Source organism: Lentzea flava, assembly GCF_014648475.1.
Taxonomy (GTDB): domain Bacteria; phylum Actinomycetota; class Actinomycetes; order Mycobacteriales; family Pseudonocardiaceae; genus Lentzea; species Lentzea flava.
This window is the reverse complement of record NZ_BMRE01000033.1, coordinates 49,911-67,463: the sequence shown is the minus strand read 5'-3', so window position 1 is coordinate 67,463 and position 17,553 is coordinate 49,911. Positions and strand designations below refer to the sequence as shown.

Sequence of the window (17,553 nt, the reverse complement as noted above, 5' to 3'; positions counted from 1 at the left end):
GAACGAGATGAACCTCAGGCGAGTCGCAGCCGTGTTGTCCCTTGCCGGCGGAATCACCGCCGGTTTCGCGGGAACGTCGCACGCACAGGCCGCCATGGCCGGTGGGTGCGAGCTGCGCATCACCGAAGTGCGTGCACTGGACCTGCAGGAGACGCCCACGGACGAGATCTACCTGCGGGTCGGTGACGAGAGAACCGGCACGCGCACCTTCACCGAAGGTCAGACGAGAGAGGCCACCGAGCTCGGGAACGCCGACGAGATCACGGAGTTCATCGCGCCCGGCGGTTTCGTCGTCGTGTCCGTCGTCGAGGACGACGCGCTGGCCGACACCGTCATCGGCTCGTTCCGCGTGCCGTGCCGCGCCGCCTCGGTGCAGCGCGACGTGTCCGGAGCCGGTGCGTTCTACCGGGTCTCGTACGTCGTGACCCAGCTGCCGTGATCCAGCTGCCCTGATCCAACTGCCGTGACGAGAATTCCGGGCGCCGAGCGGTGGGCGCGGCGCCCGGAGCCCACCTGTGAGGAGACCGACTGCCCATGAACCCGACCGATCCACCCACCGACACCGAACTCTGGGCCGTGCTGAACGTCGACGAGTTCCAGTTCCGGCTCGTCAAGCCGTGGAACCTGGACACGCTCGCCGCGGCCCTGCGCACCGCCGCCGCACGCGGCACGCAGGTCGAGGTCCGCGCGTACAACGAGCAGAACGCCGAGATCACCGTGCTCGTGAACCCCGCGAGGGCCCGCGTGGTGCACATCGGCAAGCGCAACGTCGTCGTGGCCCGCACCGGCATGCCGGACGTGTCGGCGGACGGTTTGACGGAGGTCAACGCAGGGTAGCCGTCCTGGCGACAAGTACGGAGCCTGGAGGGCGTCATGACCCACCGCGTCACTGTCAAGGTCGCCGGTCTGCAACCGGTGCAGGTGCTGGCCGCACTGGCCGGCATCGCGTTCATCGTGTTCGGCGTCGTGGGCTTTTCCCGCACCGGGGTCGGCGACTGGGCCACCCACTCGTTCGTGCTCGGGTTCTCGGTGAACCCGCTGCACAACCTGGTGCTCGTGGCCGCCGGCGTGCTCGGTCTGCTCATGGCTCTCGGGTCGGGCCTCGCCCGGCTGTACGGGTGGCTGATGTTCGTCGGCTGCGCCGCGATCTTCGTGTGGGGCCTGATGATCACCGGCATCCTCGCGAGGAACCCGGCGTCGCAGTTCGGCAACCCGTTGGCGCTCAACACGAACGACAACTGGCTGTACCTCGGCCTCGCGCTCTTCGGCCTGCTGCTCGCGGTGCTGCCCGCGCGCCGCAAGGTGATCGAGGAGGAAGAGGAGCCGGAGCTGCCCCAGCAGCGCTCGGCCGCGTTCCGGGGCGTTCGTGACGAACCGGACCGCGAACCGCGCATCGAGGAGATGGACCCGACCGTCAGCCCGAGGGAACGGGAACCCGTCACCAAGGAGCAGGCCGTGGTCGACCCCAAGACCGACCGCGTGAGCAAGGACAAGATCAAGCACTGACCCTGCACCGAACGGACGCGCCGGGAGAGCCCACATGCGGCTCTCACGGCGCGTCTGTTTCGATGTGCCGATGCCGGAGCTGACACACGAGGTCGTCATCACCTGGGGCACCGCGCTCGCCGCGTTCCTGGCTGTCGCGCTGCACGGGATCTGGCGATACACCCGCAACGTCATCACCATCGCCCACGAGGGCGGCCACGCGCTGATGGCGGTCCTCACCGGCCGGCGCCTCAGCAGCATCAAGCTGCACTCCGACACCAGCGGCCTCACCGTCTCCCGCGGCAAGCCCCGCGGCCCCGGCATGGTGCTCACCGCCCTCGCCGGTTACGTCGCGCCGTCGCTGCTCGGTTTCGGCGCGGCGGTGCTCATCACGAACGACCAGATCCGCCTGATGCTGTGGATCAGCATCGCCTTCCTCGCCGCGATGCTGGTCATGGTCCGCAACGTCTTCGGCTTCGTCTCGATCATCATCACCGGTGTCGCGATGTTCGTGATCTCCTTCGTCGCGAGCCAGGAGGTGCGGGACACCGCCGCGTACGTCTTCGCCTGGTTCCTGCTGCTCGGCGGGGTGCGGCCGGTGTGGGAGCTGCAGGTCAAGCGGTGGCGGCGGCAGGCCCCGCGCTCCGACGCCGACCAGCTCGCGTGGCTCACCGGCGTGCCCGCGCTCGGCTGGGTGACGCTCTTCGGCTTGGTCAGCCTCGCCGCGCTCGTGGGCGGTGGTGCACTGCTGCTCGGCAGGTGGTCAACTCCGCTGCTCTGACGAGCAGGGTCGCGTTCTCCACACGCCACTGGCTGTGGCGTGTGAGCCGCATCGACCTGTCATCGTCCGATGACGGGTTCGGGCACGTTGACGAGTACCCACGCCGAGCGTGCGCGGTTGCGCACGTTGATCCCGGCGACGTGGTCGGCAGGCCCAGCGAGGCCGCACCGGCGACAGCAGAAGTGGTCGCGATCGGACCTGTTGTTCCTAGCTGTGTGCCCACAGCGCGGACACATCTGGGACGTGTGGCGGGCGTCCACGGTGATCATCGGAACTCCTGCCCGTTTCGCCTTGTACTCGATGAACGTGCCGAGTTGGCGAAACGGCCAGGACGAGTGGGTGGCTCGCTGGTCGCGACGGGGCCGTACCCGGTCACGGATACCACTCAGGTCCTCCAGAGCGATACCGCGACCGGTGCGTTGGGCGACAGCCACCAGCTCCTTGGCAATGGTGTGGTTGACCTGTGTGACGTGGCGACGCTCACGACGGGCACGCCGGCGTAGGCGGCGGGTCGCGGACTTGGTCCGCTTTGCCTGCAATTCGGCGCGTTTCCGCGTCTGCCACCGCCGATAGCGCCGCAACCTGCGGCCCTGGAAGTTCGTTCCGTCGGAAGTCGTGGCGAGGTTCACGATGCCGCGGTCGACGCCGAGCCAGTCGGCTGGTTCGAAGGCGGGCGGCTCAGGCACGTCGCAGGTGGCGATCAGCAGCAACTTGCCGTCACGCAGGACCAGGTCCGTCTCGCCCTGGCGGAACGCGATGAGCGTCTTCAGCTGCTCCGGGTGTCCAACGAACCGAACTTTTTTCAGGCGGCCCGCAATGGTCCAGATCGACACCGTTTCGGCGTCGTGCTGCCAGGAGAGCATTCGGTCGTCGAACGGTTGGGCCGCACCCTCGCGGAACCTGATCGGCTTGTCTTCGGACCTGGCCCGGCTTGGTCCACGCAGCTTTCCGGTACCGCTGCGGGCTCGCGTTGCGGTGTAGGCGTCGACGACCTTCTTCACGGTTCGCACCGCAGCCTGGGCGCCCAGGCCGGATGATCTCAACTCGGCGTAGACCAGTTTCTGCAAGTCGTTGCGGGAGAACACGTTGCGCTCGAACGCAACGCGCGACACCTGGTTCGCCGCGGCGTTGCACGCGTGCAGAGTCTCCGCCAGCGCCGACGCCTGCTCGGCGGAGGGCGACAGGCGGACCTGCACGACGAGCTTCACCCCACGAGTGTAGAACGTTTGTTCGAGCGCGGGCGCGGTGGGTATCTGTTTTGCCGATGGTGAAATACTGGGATTCTTCAGCCGCGTTTCAGGAAGGTGGGTTCAGTGCTGCGTGGGGATGTCGGGCTCGAGCTGGGCCAGCGGGTCGCGCGGGCGTTGCGCGCCGCTCTGGACGTGGACATCACCGCAGAGGAAGCGCTGATCCGACCGTCCAACCGAGACGGTGCCGACTACCAGTGCAACGTGGCGATGAGCCTCGCGAAGAAGGTCGGCCGCAATCCCCGTGAGGTCGCCCAGCTCATCGTCGAGCACCTCGACGCGGCCGACGCGGTCGAGACCCCGGAGATCGCGGGCCCCGGCTTCATCAACCTGAAGCTGCGCCGCGAGTGGCTGCAGACGCAGACCGCGCGCCTGCTCACCGACGAGCGCCTGGGCGTGCCCACGGTCGCCGAGCCGCGCCGGATCGCGATCGACTACAGCAGCCCGAACGTCGCCAAGGAGATGCACGTCGGCCACCTGCGCTCGACGATCATCGGTGACGCGTTCTGCAGGCTGCTCACGTTCGCGGGCCACGAGGTCATCCCGCACAACCACCTCGGTGACTGGGGCACGCCGTTCGGCATGCTCATCGAGCACCTCACCGACGAGGGCCACGGCGCCGACCACGAGATCAGCGACCTCAACGCGTTCTACCAGCAGGCCCGCCAGAAGTTCGACAACGACCCGACCTTCGCCGACCGCGCGCGCCGCAGGGTGGTGCTGCTGCAGGGCGGCGACGAGCAGACGCTCGCGCTGTGGAACGAGCTGGTCGCGGAGTCGCAGCGGCACTTCAACCAGATCTACGAACTGCTCGGCATCGGCCTGTCCGCCGACGACAACTACGGCGAGAGCTTCTACAACCCCTACCTCGCCGACACGATCACCGAGCTGCAGCAGAAGGGCCTCGTCGAGGTCAGCGACGGCGCGCTGTGCGTGTTCCCGCCCGGCTTCACCAACCGCGAGGGCGACCGGCTGCCGCTGATCGTCCGCAAGAGCGACGGCGGCTACGGCTACGCCACCACGGACTTCGCGACCGTCCGCTACTGGGTGCGCGAGCGCAAGGTCGACGACCTGATCTACGTCGTCGGCACCCCGCAGGCCCAGCACTTCCAGATGATCTTCGCCATCGCGAAGCAGGCGGGCTGGCTCGACGACGCCCACACCGCCGTGCACACGGGCTTCGGCACGATCCTCGGCTCGGACGGCAAGACCATCCGCACCCGCGCGGGCGGCACGATCAAGCTGATCGAGCTGCTCACCGAGGCGATCGAGAACTCGTACAAGGTCATGCCGGAGACGTCCGAAGTGGAGGGTGCGGAGAAGGACGCGCTCGCCCGCACCATCGGCCTCGGCGCGGTGAAGTACGCGGACCTCTCCAACGACCGCGAGAAGGACTACGTCTTCACGTGGGAGAAGATGCTCGCCACCACCGGCGACACGTCCGTGTACATCCAGTACGCGAACGCCCGCATCCTCTCCATCGGCCGCAAGGTGGGCCGCGAGCCCCCTGCGGACGCCCCGCTGGTCCTGGTCGAGCAGGCCGAGCGCGACCTCGCCCTGAAGCTGCTGCAGCTGCCCACGGCGATCCAGGCCGCGATCGACGAGCTCGCCCCGCACAAGCTCACGACCTACCTGTTCGAGACGGCCACGGCGTTCTCCACGTTCTACAACCACTGCCCGGTGGCGACGGCGGAGACGCAGGAGCTGCAGGACTCGCGCCTGCACCTGCTCACGCTCACGTCGCGAGTGCTCACGCTGGGCCTCTCGCTGCTGGGTATTGGCGCACCCGAACGCTTGTAGAAGGTTTATCCCTGGTCAGACCACGGGTACGCAGTGATCGCAACTCTTCCGCCCAGCAAGGGAGTCGCGATGACCTGCACGACCCGTCTGCCCAAGCCGGTCACCGACGTGTGGGACTGGCAGATGCACGGTCTGTGCCGAGGCCGCAACAGCGCCATCTTCTTCCACCCCGACAACGAACGCGGCTACGCCCGAGCCGCGCGGGAGGAGAAGGCGAAAGCGATCTGCGGACACTGCCCGGTGCTGGAACAGTGCCGAGCCCACGCACTGGAGGCCCAGGAGCCCTACGGCGTGTGGGGAGGCATGGGGGAGGACGAGCGGCGTCAGATCATCGCCGCGGCCCGGCGGCGCGTCCGCGTGGCGTCTTGAAGAGCTGATCGGGGCTTGGCGGAAGCCAAGCCCCGATCAGTGTTCACGCCGGAACGCCGGAACGCCGGAACGAAAGCTCATTCCTCCAGCACGTCTCGCAGCTGCCGCAACGTCTTCGCGAGCAACCGCGAGACGTGCATCTGCGAGATCCCGACCTTCTGCGCGATCTGCGTCTGCGTCATGTTCCCGAAGAACCGCATGATCACGATCTTGCGCTCCCGCTCCGGCAGCTTCTGCAGCAACGGGTGCAGCGCCTCCCGCTGCTCGATCATCGCGATCTCGGGGTCTTCCTCGCCGATCGTCGAGCCGAGCGAGATCGACGAGTCCTCCGACATCAGCATGTCGTCCAGAGACGCGCTCTGGTAAGCGTTTCCGGCCGCGAGTCCTTCGTGGATCTCGTCGCGCGACAGTCCCAGGTGCTCGGCCAGCTCCGACGGTGTCGGCGCCCGGCCCAGCTGCTGCGACAGCCGCGAAGTGCCCGCGTTGATCGCGAGGTGCAGCTCCTTCAGCCGCCGCGGCATCCGCACCGACCAGCTGGAGTCGCGGAAGTACTTCCGGACCTCGCCCATGATCGTCGGCACGGCGAAGGACAGGAAGTCCGAGCCGCGTTCGGGGTCGAAGCGGTCGACCGCGTTGATCAGGCCCACCGTCGCGACCTGCACGAGGTCCTCGTGCGGTTCGCCGCGGTGGCCGAAGCGGCGTGCGATGTGCTGAGCGACCGGGAGGTGCTCGGTGACCAGCCGGTCCCGCAGCGCGTCTCTCGACGGACCCTCGGGGGTCGCCGCGAGCTCGGCGAACAGCGGGGCCAGGTGGTCGTAATCACCGCCCTGCGAGGTCTTCTTCTCCTCGGCAGGGGAGGTCGTGGTCGCCTCCTCCGAGCCCGTCACGCATCCACCGCCCCTGCCGAGGACTTCACGAGGCCGATGTGGACCACGAACCCTTCGGCGTCCTCGACTCTGGTCTCCACGGAGTCGACGAGCGCGGTCAGCACGCGCCACCCGAAGCTGCCCTCGTCGGGCCCTGCGGCGGACTTCGCGGCGACCTTCGCCGACACCCGGACCGCGCCGGCGGCGTCCACCGCGAAGTGACAGCTGAGCACGGCGTCCTGAGCCGCGAGCGTGATCAGCGTCGAGCACGTCTCGTCGACGGCGAGCTTCAGGTCCTCGATCGAGTCGAGGTCGAAGTCCTGCCTCATCGCGATGTCCGCCGCGACGGCTCGGACGATGGACAGCTGCGTGGGATCCGCGGCCATCCGCAGCTCGACCCCTGACAATTGCGTCACACCCACCTCGTTGTCCGTTCTGCTGAAGGCCGGCATGTGATTGCCGTACCCGATTCGAATTCGTTTCACACGTGTAGTGGTTCGACTGCCTGGGAAATCACCTGGCAGAGGCAATCCAGGGGAGGAGCGTTGTGCTGGTGCACGAGGACTTCCTGGCCCTCCGCTTCCCCGCAGAAGCACGTGAGGTGGCGCCGGTGCGCCACCAGTTGCGTGAATGGCTGCAGGACAGCGGTTTCGACGACGACGAGGCGAGTGATCTCGTCCTCGCGGTCAGCGAAGCGGTCAACAACTCCGTGGAACACGCGTACCCGGCGCCCGCGCGGGGCACCGTCGAGGTGCGCGCGCAGATCGCGAAGGACGGCTCGGTCGGCATCGACGTCACCGACCACGGCCAGTGGCGTGTACCGCCGCCGGCGCTGACCACGCGCGGCCGGGGACTCCTGCTCATGCGGGAGAGCGTGGACGAGGTCGCGATCAACCGCTCGGCGAGCGGCACGACCGTGCGACTGCGCCGCGCCCGTTCTCCGGTGGCGATCGCGCCCCAGACCACACCCGACTGCGAAGTGCACGTGTACGAGACCTCCTCCGGCGTCGTCGCCGTCGTGCGGGGAAACGTGCCCGAGGAGGCCGGACCGTCGCTGCGGCGCACGCTGTGCACGGCCGCCCGCGGCGGCACCGTGCCGCTGACCGTCGACCTCACCCGGCTGGGTGAGGACAGGGCCGGTGTGCAGCACGCCCTTCGCGCCGTCGCCGAGGCCCTGGAGGCGGCGGGAAACCGCCTCGCCATCCGGATGAACTAGGCGCTCAGGGCAGCGTCCACCGACTCGTGCACGCTGAACACCTCACCGAGCCCCGTGGCCTCCAGAGGCCGCGTCACGGCTCGCGCGGTCGCCACGACCTTGAGGGCCGCGGACTGCTGCGGCGCCAGCCGTGCGGCCTCCACCAGCACCGCCAGGCCGGCCGAGCCGAGGAAGGTCACGCCGGTCATGTCCACCACGAAGGTGCCGCCGTCCGACAGGCCGTTCACCAGAGCGTCGCGCAACGCGGGCGCGGACACCATGTCGACCTCGCCGGACACGGCGAGCACCGTGACGCCGGGCGCCGGCTGAGTCGCCGACAGGGCGATGGTCTGCTCCGCTCGCGGGTCCTGCACAGTCACCGATGTTCTCCCTCTCGCACCCAGGGAGCCGCCACTGCAGCGGCCCCGACGCGGCTGCTGGCTCAACCGCTGCGGCCTCAACCGTACGGGAGAGGCCGCATCACAGGACAGGTCGAGGTGTCCTTACCCAACGCGAGGGTGACTCAAACGTGCAGCGCCTCCCACAACCGTTGCGCGGTGTCGTAGGCGATCTGCGGAGGCATCGTCACGTCGTCGGCGTCCTCCAGCTCCCCGCACGCCACCAGGACCAGTGCCATCGCCACGTCCCGCAGCTTGACGTTGGCGTGCTGGCTCGCCCGCACCAGCAGTTCGAAGGCGTCACCCGGTGGGCAGGGCCGCGCTCCCATGAGCAGCCCCTTGGCCTGCTCGATGTAACGACGGTGCTGCACCATCCGCACCATCTGGTCGGCTCTGAGGACCTCGCCCGCGCAGAACTCGATCACCGCGGCCGCCGTGGCGACGAGCGGCTCGATCTCCTCGATGGCCTTGAGGTCCTCCGCCTCCGGCGGGTGGTCCAGGTACACGGTGAGCACGACCGGACCGCCGTCACCCCAGCTGCCCGGCACCGCCACGACGTGCAGGTCGCCGACCTCGCCGGCCACCTGCCGTTCGTCGCGGGAGGCGTCGACGAGCGGTCCCTCCCGCCGGTCCACCTGCGCCCGGTCCAGCTCTTCCGCGACTCCGACGGCCCTGATCACCGCGCCGTCCGGCCACACGCTCAGGCCGACGCCCCGGCAGCCGGGAAGCCGTTCGCACAGGTGCGACATCAACCGGGAGATCAGCTCACCACCGAATTTCACCTGGTTCACCAGGGAAGGTTAGGCCAGGCCGATATGTCGCAAACGTTGTGCGGTCGTCGCCGTACGACGAACGGTTGCGTCAGCAATGACCCGTTCATCCGTTCCGCTTCGGGGCCGAACAGCTCGGCGCGCGGTTCGATCCAGTTAACGCTAAGGACCCAAACAGGACACGTGTTCTGAACCACAGTCGGCCAGAATTCGTTCCCAGGGATAACGCCGGAGCCCCGGTGCACGACATCCCTGATGTCACGGAGGGACTGAAATGAGAACCGCCATGGAAACCCAGCCGGAGCAGACCGCGGAGCTGCCGACCACGCCGTGCAGCGTGGTGTGGAGCCGGGGCCACGCGTACGTGCTCGAGGGTTTCCGCGCTCGCTGGGTGGGCAGGGACGACCGCGGCCGCCCGCACGCGATCACCGGTGCCGAGATGCAGCGCCGCGGCTGGACGCTCACGCGGACAGTCTGATTTCACCCGCACGTAACGAACGTCCCGCACAGACCCGCAACCAGTCGCACCGCGAGCCGTGACGCCATCCGGCAGCCAGTGCGCAGTCACTCGTTTAGAGTGCGGGTGTGCGTGATCCGGCTGATCGCCTGCTGACGATTCCGAACCTGCTCAGCGTGTTGCGGCTGGCCGGTGTTCCGCTCTTCCTGTACCTGTTGCTCGGACCCCGCGCGGACGGCTGGGCGCTGCTCGTCCTCGTCTTCGCGGGGCTTTCCGACTGGCTGGACGGCAAGCTCGCCCGCTGGCTCGATCAGACCAGCAGGCTGGGCGCGCTGCTCGATCCCGCAGCCGACCGCCTGTACGTGTTCTGCACGTTGCTGGCGTTCGTGGTCAGGGACATCATTCCGCTGTGGATCGCTCTCGTGCTCGTGGGCCGAGAGGTCGTCGTCGGCATCTGCCTGCTGGTCCTGCGCACGCGGGGCTGGGGCCCGTTCGAGGTCACCTATCTGGGCAAGGCCGCGACTTTCAACCTGCTGTACGCGTTCCCCCTGCTGCTGCTCGCGCAGGGCGATTCGGCGTGGGCCCAGATCGCCCAGCCGTTCGCCTACGCGTTCACGGCCTGGGGCGGAGCGCTCTACCTGTGGTCGGCGCTGCTGTACGTCTACCAGTTCTTCCTGGCCCTGCGGGTCACTCCCGGCAAGGCCGCGTGAAAAGATCACCCCATACAGGTTCAGCACGAGGAGCGCAGTCAGTTGATTCCCGAGGAGCTTCGCTACACCGAGGAGCACGAGTGGGTCGCCAGCACGGGCGAGAACACCGTGCGCGTCGGCATCACCGACTACGCCCAGGAACAGCTCGGTGACGTCGTCTTCGTCCAGCTGCCCGAGGTCGGCCACACCGTCTCGGCGGGCGACACGTTCGGCGAGGTCGAGTCCACGAAGAGCGTGTCCGACCTCTACTCGCCGCTCGACGGTGAGATCGTCGCCATCAACGACGCGTTGGTGCAGACCCCCGACTCGGTCAACAGCGACCCGTACGGCGAGGGCTGGATGGTCGAGATCCGCGTGAGCGACCCCGAAGCGCTGGAAGGCCTGCTGGACGCGGACGGGTACAAGGCGTTGGTGGAGAAGGAGTGACGTCGATCTTTCGCCGGATCTTCGGCCGGAAGGGGAGCCGCTCCTCGGGCGGCGACCCGAACGCGATAGGTTTTACGGGAAGTGACGGATCCAGCAGCAGGATGAGAGCTCAGGTGAGCACGAACGACGGCCCAGGCGTTCCGCCGGAGCAGTCCCCGGAGCGGACCTCCGTCTTCCGGGCGGACTTCCTCGCAGAGGTCGAAGGCGCCGAGGCGCCCGCGCAGGAGCCGGCCGTTGCCGGCGTCGACGCCCTTCCCGCCGGTTCCGCGCTGCTCGTGGTGAAGCGCGGCCCGAACGCCGGTTCCCGGTTCCTGCTGGACCGCGACACGACCAGCGCAGGGCGCCACCCCGACAGCGACATCTTCCTGGACGACGTGACGGTCTCGCGCCGCCACGCCGAGTTCCGCAGGGAGAGCGGCGAGTTCGTCGTCATCGACGTCGGCAGCCTCAACGGCACCTACGTCAACCGCGAGCCGGTCGACCAGGCCGTCCTCGCGAACGGCGACGAGGTCCAGATCGGCAAGTTCCGTCTCGTCTTCCTGACGGGTCCTGGCTCCGCGGGAGCCTGACGCGTGACGGCCGGGCGGCCACAACGTGGGGGACTGAGCATCGGGGCGGTGCTCTCGCAGCTCCGCCCCGAGTTCCCCGAGGTCACCATCTCCAAGATCCGCTTCCTGGAAGCGGAGGGGTTGGTCCGCCCGGCACGCACCGCCTCCGGCTACCGTCAGTTCTCCGCGGCGGACGTCGAGAGGCTGCGGTTCGTGCTGTCCGCGCAACGCGACAGGTACCTGCCGCTCAAGGTGATCCGCGACCAGATCGACTCCGCCCCCGCGGACTCGGGTTCGGTGTCGCGGGCCGATCTGCTGGCCCAGACCGGAGTCAGCGCCGAACAGCTGTCCCAGCTGGAACGCGACGGTCTGCTGCGCCCAGGCCCCGGCGGCCGTTTCACCACCGACGACATCACCGCGCTCCGCACGATCCGGACGATGACCGGACTCGGCGTCGAGCGCGAACACCTGCGCGCGGTTCGCGCTGCGGCGGACCACGAGGTGGTTCTGCTGAAGTCCTTCTCAGATCCCGAGACGGTCCGGGAATTGGCCGACCTGTTCACCTCGTTGCACACGTTGTTGGTGAGAGCGGGTCTGCGGCAATCATCTTGATCACGTTCTGCCCGCAACGATTGAGCACACGGCCCGCTTGGCGGGTAGCGTCGAACGCATACGCCGGGGGATGCTCGGGAGAAGAACCGGGTACTCCCCAACGAGTCAGAGGGAGGCGAGACCCGATGAGCGAGATGCGCGTCGTGGGCGTGCGGGTGGAGCTGCCCCAGAACCAGCCGATCCTCCTGCTGCGCGAAACCGAGGGCGAGCGGTACCTGCCGATCTGGATCGGCTCCGTCGAGGCCACGGCCATCGCACTCGAACAACAGGGCGTCCGTCCTGCCCGGCCCCTCACCCACGACCTGCTCAAGGACGTCATCGGCGCGTTGGGGCGCAACCTCGAACAGGTGCGCATCACCGACCTGCAGGAGGGCACGTTCTTCGCCGAGCTCGTGTTCGACGGCGACGTGCGGGTGTCCGCGCGGCCCTCGGACTCGGTGGCGCTGGCGTTGCGCGTGGGCGTGCCGATCCACGCGGAGGAGTCCGTGCTGGCCGAGGCGGGCCTCATCATCCCGGACGAGCAGGAGGACGAGGTGGAGAAGTTCCGCGAGTTCCTCGACTCGGTCTCGCCAGAGGACTTCCGCGGAGCGGACACGTAGGCACCGCAGGGGCGCGGACACCTGATTTGCGCGGTGTAGCTCTCCGTCTCGTTTGGAACCGGCTTAACCCGTCCGAATGTCGCTCTTTCGGGCTACTTTCCGCTCGATTTGCGCGCTAAACGATCACTAAACGTCACCTGAACGTCCTACTTCGAGTGACGGTATGACTCTCTACCTGAGGTTGAGGGTCGACACTCCCCGCGCGTCGCGTTGACCTGCCCTCTGACCGGTCTTACCGTCGAACTCGAGTGGACGTCGCTGGTGTGCGCGAGCTGACGCAGCGGCTTGACGGCCTCGAATTTCGTGGCCGTTGGCGAGGGGAGGCAGGCGTGGTCGAGGAAGCGCCCGTTCGGGCCGAATCCGGGCAGCAGGGTGAGCTGTTCCCGGACTCCTCGCTGCCGGACGAGCTCGTCGGCTACCGGGGGCCCGCGGCGTGCCAGATCGCGGGCATCACCTACCGGCAGCTCGACTACTGGGCCAGGACCGGGCTCGTCGCCCCGACGGTGCGGATGGCGCACGGCTCTGGCAGTCAACGGCTGTACTCGTTCAAGGACATCCTGGTCCTGAAGGTCGTCAAACGACTCCTGGACACCGGGGTCTCGCTGCAGAACATCAGGGTCGCGGTCGACCACCTGCGCCGCCGCGGCGTGCAGGACCTGGCGAAGATCACGCTGTTCTCCGACGGTACGACCGTCTACGAGTGCACGTCGCCGGAAGAGGTCGTCGACCTGCTGCAGGGCGGTCAGGGCGTGTTCGGCATCGCGGTCTCCGGCGCCATGCGGGAGATCAGCGGCACGATCCACGAGTTCCCTGCCGAACGCGCGGACGGCGTGGAGATCGCTCCCATGACGGAGGACGAGCTGGCCCGCCGCCGCCGCGAGCGCGCGACCGGCTGATTCCCCACCTCTTGCCTTGCCGCACGCGGGGCCCTTGCGTGCGCCAAGAGAGTACGAAAGCTCCCCGCGTACTGTTGCCGGGCGTTCGGCGCGGGGCGCCGCGAGCGTGCCACCGGCTGAAGGATCATGGCCGACTGGCCGTCCCGTGTGGCCGGTCGGCACAAGCGTGCGGATCGCGCTGTCCCTAGCGTCGAGCGCATGGCGTGGACACCCTCCTGGCAGGTTTTGAAGGTGCTGGCCGACGCGGTGCGGCAGGCGTCGCGGCTCGAGTCCGGCGTCGTCGGCACCGAGCACCTGCTGATCGCACTGGCGGACTCGATCGGACGGGGGCGCAGGCTGGGCGTCAAGTCGGTGCGGGCACAGGCGATGGCTGGGGACTGGACCGGTGACGAGGGTGGCGCGGCCGAGTCCGATCCGGACGTCATCGCCCTGATGCGCACCGCCCACCACCACACTCACCTCGAGTCCGTGCTGCCGGTGAGTCGTGCCTTGGACGGGTGTGTGCGAGCGGCGATCGCCGAGGCCGGCGACGGCGTGCTGACCACGACCCATCTCGCGGTGGCGTTGCTGTCGCTGCCGTCCGGACGCGCCGCCGACCTGTTCGGCGTTCTGCGCGTGGACGTCGAGGCCACGATCGAAGCCGTGCGGAAGGCCGCGGAACCGGAAGACGCTCCGGCGGTGTGGCTGCTGCGCCAGGCAGGGGCGTTGGTGGGCGAGTCCGGCAGCGGCACCCTGCGGTGGCTCACGCGGTTCTTCCTGCGTCGCCAGAGCACGGGCGGACCGGTGCTGAACGTCGTGCGCATGGAGGCGAAGCGGCTCGCGGTGGCCGCCGGACGTCAGGAAACGGCGGCGGACCTGGTGGCGGCGGTGCTCGCCGTCGACCACCAGCTGACCGCTGCCGGACGACGGTTGCGGCCGGAGTTCTCCTCCGGTGGGGCGGCGGCGCTGCGGGCGGCCGGAGTGGACCCGGCCGCGTTGCCGGCCGCGACCGGCGCCGGGATCGAGCGGTTCATCGAGGGCGCCAAGCTCGTCGCCGCCCGGCGCGGCGACGACGTGGTGGGCACCGCGCACCTCGTGGTCGCGGTGCGCGACGACCTGCTGGACCCCGTCGGCAGGGCACTGCGCGGTCTCGCGGTTGAGACGTAGGTCGCGTCCCTGGGGACTAGGCGGGCCACCTGCGGGTATCCTTCGCGGGTAGTCGCTGAACTCAGGCGGGAGAGACCGGGTTTCGAGCCCGGCGCCGAAGGAGCAAATCCCTCCCCGGGAACCTCTCAGGCATCCAGGACCGCGTGAGTGAGACGCCTCTGGAAAGTGGATCCTCCGGGATCCCGCCGACGGTGAAAGCCCTGGTTCGCACTGGGGTGAACCTCTCAGGCGCCCGTGTAGCGGGTACGGACAGAGTGGGGAGGGCACAGGACACGTGTGCCCGCAGCCCCCCGGAGGCGTTTGATGACGCAGGACCGCATTCCGCTCGCCGCTCTCGAGCACGGCACCCCGTTCGCCGACCGCCACGTCGGTCCGCGCCCCGCCGAACTCGCGCGCATCCTCGACGTCATCGGCGTCGGATCGCTGGAGGAGCTGGCGCAGCACGCGGTGCCGTCGTCCATCCACGAGCGCGATCTCGTGCTGGACCTGCCCGCGCCGGCCACCGAGACCGAGGCGCTCGCCGAGCTGCGCGAGCTCGCGTCCAGGAACCGGCCGATGACGCAGATGATCGGCCTCGGCTACTACGACACCGTGACGCCGGGCGTGATCCTGCGCAACGTCCTCGAAAGCCCGGCCTGGTACACCGCGTACACGCCGTACCAGCCGGAGATCTCGCAGGGCCGGCTGGAGGCGCTGCTGAACTTCCAGACCATGGTCGGCGACCTGACCGGCCTGCCGGTGGCGAACGCGTCCATGCTGGACGAGTCGACCGCCGCCGCCGAGGCGATGACGCTGGTGCGCCGCGCCGGCCGCTCCAAGTCGAACAAGTTCGTGGTCGACGCCGACACGCTGCCGCAGACGCTGGCCGTCATCGAGACGCGCGCCGAGCCGCTCGGCATCGAGATCGTCGTCGCCGACCTGTCGCAGGGCATCGAGGGCCTCGGCCTGGGCGGTGACTTCTTCGGCGTGCTGCTGTCGTACCCCGGCGCGTCCGGTGTCGTGCGCGACCAGGCCGCGTTGATCGAGGAGATCCACGCCGCCGGTGCGCAGGCCGTCGTCGCCGCCGACCTGCTCGCGCTCACGCTGCTGCGCCCGCCCGGTGAGATCGGCGCGGACGTCGTCGTCGGCACCACGCAGCGCTTCGGTGTGCCGATCGGCTTCGGTGGCCCGCACGCCGGGTACATGGCCGTCCGGTCCGGTTTGGAGCGTCAGCTGCCCGGCCGTCTCGTCGGTGTCTCCGTCGACGCCGACGGCTCGCTGGCCTACCGCCTCGCGCTGCAGACGCGCGAGCAGCACATCCGCCGCGAGAAGGCCACGTCGAACATCTGCACCGCGCAGGTCCTGCTGGCCGTGATCGCGTCCATGTACGCCGTCTACCACGGACCCGAGGGTCTGCGGGCGATCGCGACCCGCGTGCACCGCCTGGCCACCGTGCTCGCCACGGGCCTGTGCGAGGCCGGTCTAGACGTCGTGCACGGCGAGTTCTTCGACACCGTCCAGGTGCGCGTTCCCGGTGAGGCCGCCGCTGTCGTCGCGAAGGCCCGTGAGGCCGGCATCAACCTGCGCCTGGTCGACGCCGACGTCGTGGCCATCGCCTGCGACGAGAAGACCACCCGCGCGCACATCGTCGCGGTGTGGGAGGCCTTCGGTGTCACCGGGTCCGATGTGGACGCCATCGACGCCGACACCGCCGACGGCATCCCGGCCGACCTGCGCCGCACGTCGGACTACCTGACCCACCCGGTCTTCCACGCGCACCGCTCCGAGACCGCGCTGCTGCGCTACCTGCGTGCGTTGTCGGACAAGGACGTCGCGCTCGACCGCAGCATGATCCCGCTCGGCTCCTGCACGATGAAGCTGAACGCCACCGCGGAGATGGAGCCCATCACGTGGCCGGAGTTCTCTGGCCTGCACCCGTTCGCGCCCGTCGAGGACGCCGCCGGGCTGCTCAAGATCGTCTCTGACCTCGAGGCCTGGCTGGCAGAGGTCACCGGCTACGACGCCGTGTCGCTGCAGCCCAACGCCGGTTCGCAGGGCGAGTTCGCGGGCCTGCTCGCGATCCGCGCGTACCACCGCGCCAACGGCAACGCCGACCGCGACGTCTGCCTGATCCCGTCGTCCGCCCACGGCACCAACGCCGCGTCCGCCGTCATGGCCGGCATGCGCGTCGTCGTCGTGAAGTGCGACGACAAGGGCAACATCGACATGGGTCACCTGCGCTCCACGATCGCGGAGCACGCGGACGACCTCGCCGCCATCATGATCACCTACCCGTCGACCCACGGCGTGTACGAGGACACCGTCCGCGAGGTCTGCGGCCTGGTCCACGACGCGGGCGGCCAGGTGTACGTCGACGGCGCGAACCTCAACGCGCTGATCGGCCTCGCCCGCTACGGCAAGTTCGGCTCGGACGTCTCGCACCTGAACCTGCACAAGACGTTCTGCATCCCGCACGGCGGCGGCGGCCCCGGCGTCGGCCCGATCGGCGTCCGCGCGCACCTCGCGCCGTTCCTGCCGAACCACCCGCTGCAGCCCACCGCGGGCCCGGAGACGGGCGTTGGCCCGATTTCGGCGGCCCCGTGGGGTTCCGCGTCGATCCTGCCGATCTCGTGGGCCTACGTGCGCATGATGGGCGGCGACGGCCTGCGCCGCGCGACCCTGACCGCCGTGGCGGCCGCGAACTACGTGGCCCGTCGCCTCGACGAGCACTACCCGGTCCTCTACACCGGTGAGGGCGGCTTCGTGGCCCACGAGTGCATCCTCGACCTGCGCCCGATCACCAAGGCCACCGGCGTGACGGTCGACGACGTGGCGAAGAGGCTGGCCGACTACGGCCTGCACGCCCCGACGATGTCGTTCCCGGTCGCCGGCACCCTGATGGTCGAGCCCACCGAGTCCGAGGACCTGGGCGAGATCGACAGGTTCATCGACGCCATGATCGCCATCAAGCGCGAGATCGACCGCGTCGGTGCCGGCGAGTGGCCCGTCGAGGACAACCCGCTGCGCAACGCCCCGCACACCGCGGCCTGCGTGACGGTCGGCGAGTGGAACCACCCGTACACCCGCGAGGAGGCCGTCTACCCGGCCGGCACCTCCGCGCCGAAGATCTGGCCGCCGGTCCGCCGCATCGACGGCGCGAAGGGCGACCGCAACCTGGTCTGCTCCTGCCCGCCGCTCTCGGCCTACAACAGCTGATCCTGTTCTCGATGAAGGGCTCCTTCATCCACGTCAGGTGGATGAAGGAGCCC

General features: G+C 69.0%; 21 protein-coding genes and 1 riboswitch. Of the genes, 16 read left to right on the top strand and 5 right to left on the bottom strand.

Annotated features, from left to right (window positions below; translation table 11 throughout):
- Positions 1–7 precede the first annotated feature (7 nt).
- The 4 genes from IEZ09_RS30115 to IEZ09_RS30100 all read left to right on the top strand — a co-directional run bounded on the left by IEZ09_RS30115 (position 8) and on the right by IEZ09_RS30100 (position 2,266).
- On the top strand, positions 8–439 hold the full coding sequence (locus IEZ09_RS30115) for a hypothetical protein (protein WP_189257175.1): 432 nt from the start codon (positions 8–10) through the stop codon (positions 437–439).
- Between the two features lie 95 nt (positions 440–534).
- The gene (locus IEZ09_RS30110; RefSeq protein ID WP_189257174.1) at positions 535–837 is read left to right on the top strand and encodes a hypothetical protein; all 303 of its coding nucleotides are present in this window, start codon (positions 535–537) and stop codon (positions 835–837) included.
- 36 nt (positions 838–873) lie between these two features.
- On the top strand, positions 874–1,506 hold the full coding sequence (locus IEZ09_RS30105; RefSeq protein ID WP_189257173.1) for a DUF4383 domain-containing protein: 633 nt from the start codon (positions 874–876) through the stop codon (positions 1,504–1,506).
- A 70-nt stretch (positions 1,507–1,576) separates the two neighbouring features.
- Positions 1,577–2,266, top strand: a complete 690-nt coding sequence (locus IEZ09_RS30100) for a M50 family metallopeptidase (RefSeq protein WP_229813078.1) — start codon at positions 1,577–1,579, stop codon at positions 2,264–2,266.
- Positions 2,267–2,325: 59 nt separating this feature from the next.
- On the opposite strand, the gene IEZ09_RS30095 is transcribed toward IEZ09_RS30100, so the two are convergent.
- Positions 2,326–3,474, bottom strand: a complete 1,149-nt coding sequence (locus tag IEZ09_RS30095) for an RNA-guided endonuclease InsQ/TnpB family protein (protein ID WP_189257171.1) — start codon at positions 3,472–3,474, stop codon at positions 2,326–2,328.
- 105 nt (positions 3,475–3,579) lie between these two features.
- Here IEZ09_RS30095 and argS point away from each other — a divergent pair, with 105 nt between their 5' ends.
- Positions 3,580–5,313 (top strand): arginine--tRNA ligase, encoded by a 1,734-nt coding sequence (argS, locus tag IEZ09_RS30090; RefSeq protein ID WP_189257170.1) that lies wholly within the window; start codon positions 3,580–3,582, stop codon positions 5,311–5,313.
- Between the two features lie 69 nt (positions 5,314–5,382).
- Positions 5,383–5,682 (top strand): WhiB family transcriptional regulator, encoded by a 300-nt coding sequence (locus IEZ09_RS30085; protein ID WP_030468948.1) that lies wholly within the window; start codon positions 5,383–5,385, stop codon positions 5,680–5,682.
- Between the two features lie 77 nt (positions 5,683–5,759).
- On the opposite strand, the gene IEZ09_RS30080 is transcribed toward IEZ09_RS30085, so the two are convergent.
- Together IEZ09_RS30080 and IEZ09_RS30075 are read right to left on the bottom strand one after the other, a co-directional pair.
- A complete protein-coding gene (locus tag IEZ09_RS30080; RefSeq protein ID WP_370467757.1) occupies positions 5,760–6,569 on the bottom strand; it encodes a SigB/SigF/SigG family RNA polymerase sigma factor in 810 nt (269 codons plus the stop codon).
- The gene (locus IEZ09_RS30075) at positions 6,566–6,964 is read right to left on the bottom strand and encodes an ATP-binding protein (protein ID WP_229813077.1); all 399 of its coding nucleotides are present in this window, start codon (positions 6,962–6,964) and stop codon (positions 6,566–6,568) included. The genes IEZ09_RS30080 and IEZ09_RS30075 overlap by 4 nt, the downstream gene beginning before the upstream one ends.
- 131 nt (positions 6,965–7,095) lie before the next feature.
- On the opposite strand from IEZ09_RS30075, the gene IEZ09_RS30070 reads away from it, so the two are divergent.
- Positions 7,096–7,764, top strand: a complete 669-nt coding sequence (locus tag IEZ09_RS30070) for an ATP-binding protein (protein ID WP_189257168.1) — start codon at positions 7,096–7,098, stop codon at positions 7,762–7,764.
- On the opposite strand, the gene IEZ09_RS30065 is transcribed toward IEZ09_RS30070, so the two are convergent.
- Together IEZ09_RS30065 and IEZ09_RS30060 are read right to left on the bottom strand one after the other, a co-directional pair.
- On the bottom strand, positions 7,761–8,123 hold the full coding sequence (locus IEZ09_RS30065; protein ID WP_229813076.1) for an STAS domain-containing protein: 363 nt from the start codon (positions 8,121–8,123) through the stop codon (positions 7,761–7,763). The two genes, IEZ09_RS30070 and IEZ09_RS30065, sit on opposite strands and share 4 nt — an antisense overlap.
- 143 nt (positions 8,124–8,266) lie before the next feature.
- A complete protein-coding gene (locus IEZ09_RS30060; protein WP_189257167.1) occupies positions 8,267–8,932 on the bottom strand; it encodes an ANTAR domain-containing protein in 666 nt (221 codons plus the stop codon).
- Between the two features lie 253 nt (positions 8,933–9,185).
- Here IEZ09_RS30060 and IEZ09_RS30055 point away from each other — a divergent pair, with 253 nt between their 5' ends.
- From IEZ09_RS30055 to gcvP, 9 genes are all read left to right on the top strand, one after another.
- On the top strand, positions 9,186–9,389 hold the full coding sequence (locus IEZ09_RS30055; protein ID WP_189257166.1) for a hypothetical protein: 204 nt from the start codon (positions 9,186–9,188) through the stop codon (positions 9,387–9,389).
- 107 nt (positions 9,390–9,496) lie between these two features.
- Complete coding sequence (clsA, locus tag IEZ09_RS30050) at positions 9,497–10,078, top strand: cardiolipin synthase ClsA (protein WP_189257165.1); 582 nt, start codon at positions 9,497–9,499, stop codon at positions 10,076–10,078.
- Between the two features lie 42 nt (positions 10,079–10,120).
- Positions 10,121–10,504 (top strand): glycine cleavage system protein GcvH, encoded by a 384-nt coding sequence (gene gcvH / locus IEZ09_RS30045; RefSeq protein WP_189257164.1) that lies wholly within the window; start codon positions 10,121–10,123, stop codon positions 10,502–10,504.
- 113 nt (positions 10,505–10,617) lie between these two features.
- Positions 10,618–11,073 (top strand): glycogen accumulation regulator GarA, encoded by a 456-nt coding sequence (garA, locus tag IEZ09_RS30040; protein WP_030468957.1) that lies wholly within the window; start codon positions 10,618–10,620, stop codon positions 11,071–11,073.
- A gap of 33 nt (positions 11,074–11,106) precedes the next feature.
- Complete coding sequence (locus tag IEZ09_RS30035; protein ID WP_229813088.1) at positions 11,107–11,664, top strand: MerR family transcriptional regulator; 558 nt, start codon at positions 11,107–11,109, stop codon at positions 11,662–11,664.
- A 125-nt stretch (positions 11,665–11,789) separates the two neighbouring features.
- Complete coding sequence (locus tag IEZ09_RS30030) at positions 11,790–12,263, top strand: bifunctional nuclease family protein (RefSeq protein ID WP_030468959.1); 474 nt, start codon at positions 11,790–11,792, stop codon at positions 12,261–12,263.
- A 329-nt stretch (positions 12,264–12,592) separates the two neighbouring features.
- A complete protein-coding gene (locus tag IEZ09_RS30025) occupies positions 12,593–13,159 on the top strand; it encodes a MerR family transcriptional regulator (protein ID WP_109637263.1) in 567 nt (188 codons plus the stop codon).
- Between the two features lie 198 nt (positions 13,160–13,357).
- Positions 13,358–14,305, top strand: coding sequence for a Clp protease N-terminal domain-containing protein (locus tag IEZ09_RS30020; protein ID WP_189257161.1), 948 nt, complete (start codon positions 13,358–13,360; stop codon positions 14,303–14,305).
- A gap of 56 nt (positions 14,306–14,361) precedes the next feature.
- Positions 14,362–14,457: riboswitch (glycine riboswitch) on the top strand.
- A gap of 151 nt (positions 14,458–14,608) precedes the next feature.
- On the top strand, positions 14,609–17,500 hold the full coding sequence (gene gcvP, locus IEZ09_RS30015) for an aminomethyl-transferring glycine dehydrogenase (protein WP_189257160.1): 2,892 nt from the start codon (positions 14,609–14,611) through the stop codon (positions 17,498–17,500).
- Positions 17,501–17,553 lie beyond the last annotated feature (53 nt).

Excerpts from the sequence above, each read along its gene's own strand:
- IEZ09_RS30115 (WP_189257175.1), top strand. The coding sequence starts at position 8 with ATGAACCTCAGGCGAGTCGCAGCCGTGTTGTCCCTTGCCGGCGGAATC.
- IEZ09_RS30110 (WP_189257174.1), top strand. The coding sequence starts at position 535 with ATGAACCCGACCGATCCACCCACCGACACCGAACTCTGGGCCGTGCTG.
- IEZ09_RS30105 (WP_189257173.1), top strand. The coding sequence starts at position 874 with ATGACCCACCGCGTCACTGTCAAGGTCGCCGGTCTGCAACCGGTGCAG.
- IEZ09_RS30100 (WP_229813078.1), top strand. The coding sequence starts at position 1,577 with ATGCCGGAGCTGACACACGAGGTCGTCATCACCTGGGGCACCGCGCTC.
- IEZ09_RS30085 (WP_030468948.1), top strand. The coding sequence starts at position 5,383 with ATGACCTGCACGACCCGTCTGCCCAAGCCGGTCACCGACGTGTGGGAC.
- IEZ09_RS30055 (WP_189257166.1), top strand. The coding sequence starts at position 9,186 with ATGAGAACCGCCATGGAAACCCAGCCGGAGCAGACCGCGGAGCTGCCG.
- IEZ09_RS30030 (WP_030468959.1), top strand. The coding sequence starts at position 11,790 with ATGAGCGAGATGCGCGTCGTGGGCGTGCGGGTGGAGCTGCCCCAGAAC.
- IEZ09_RS30020 (WP_189257161.1), top strand. The coding sequence starts at position 13,358 with ATGGCGTGGACACCCTCCTGGCAGGTTTTGAAGGTGCTGGCCGACGCG.
- gcvP (WP_189257160.1), top strand. The coding sequence starts at position 14,609 with ATGACGCAGGACCGCATTCCGCTCGCCGCTCTCGAGCACGGCACCCCG.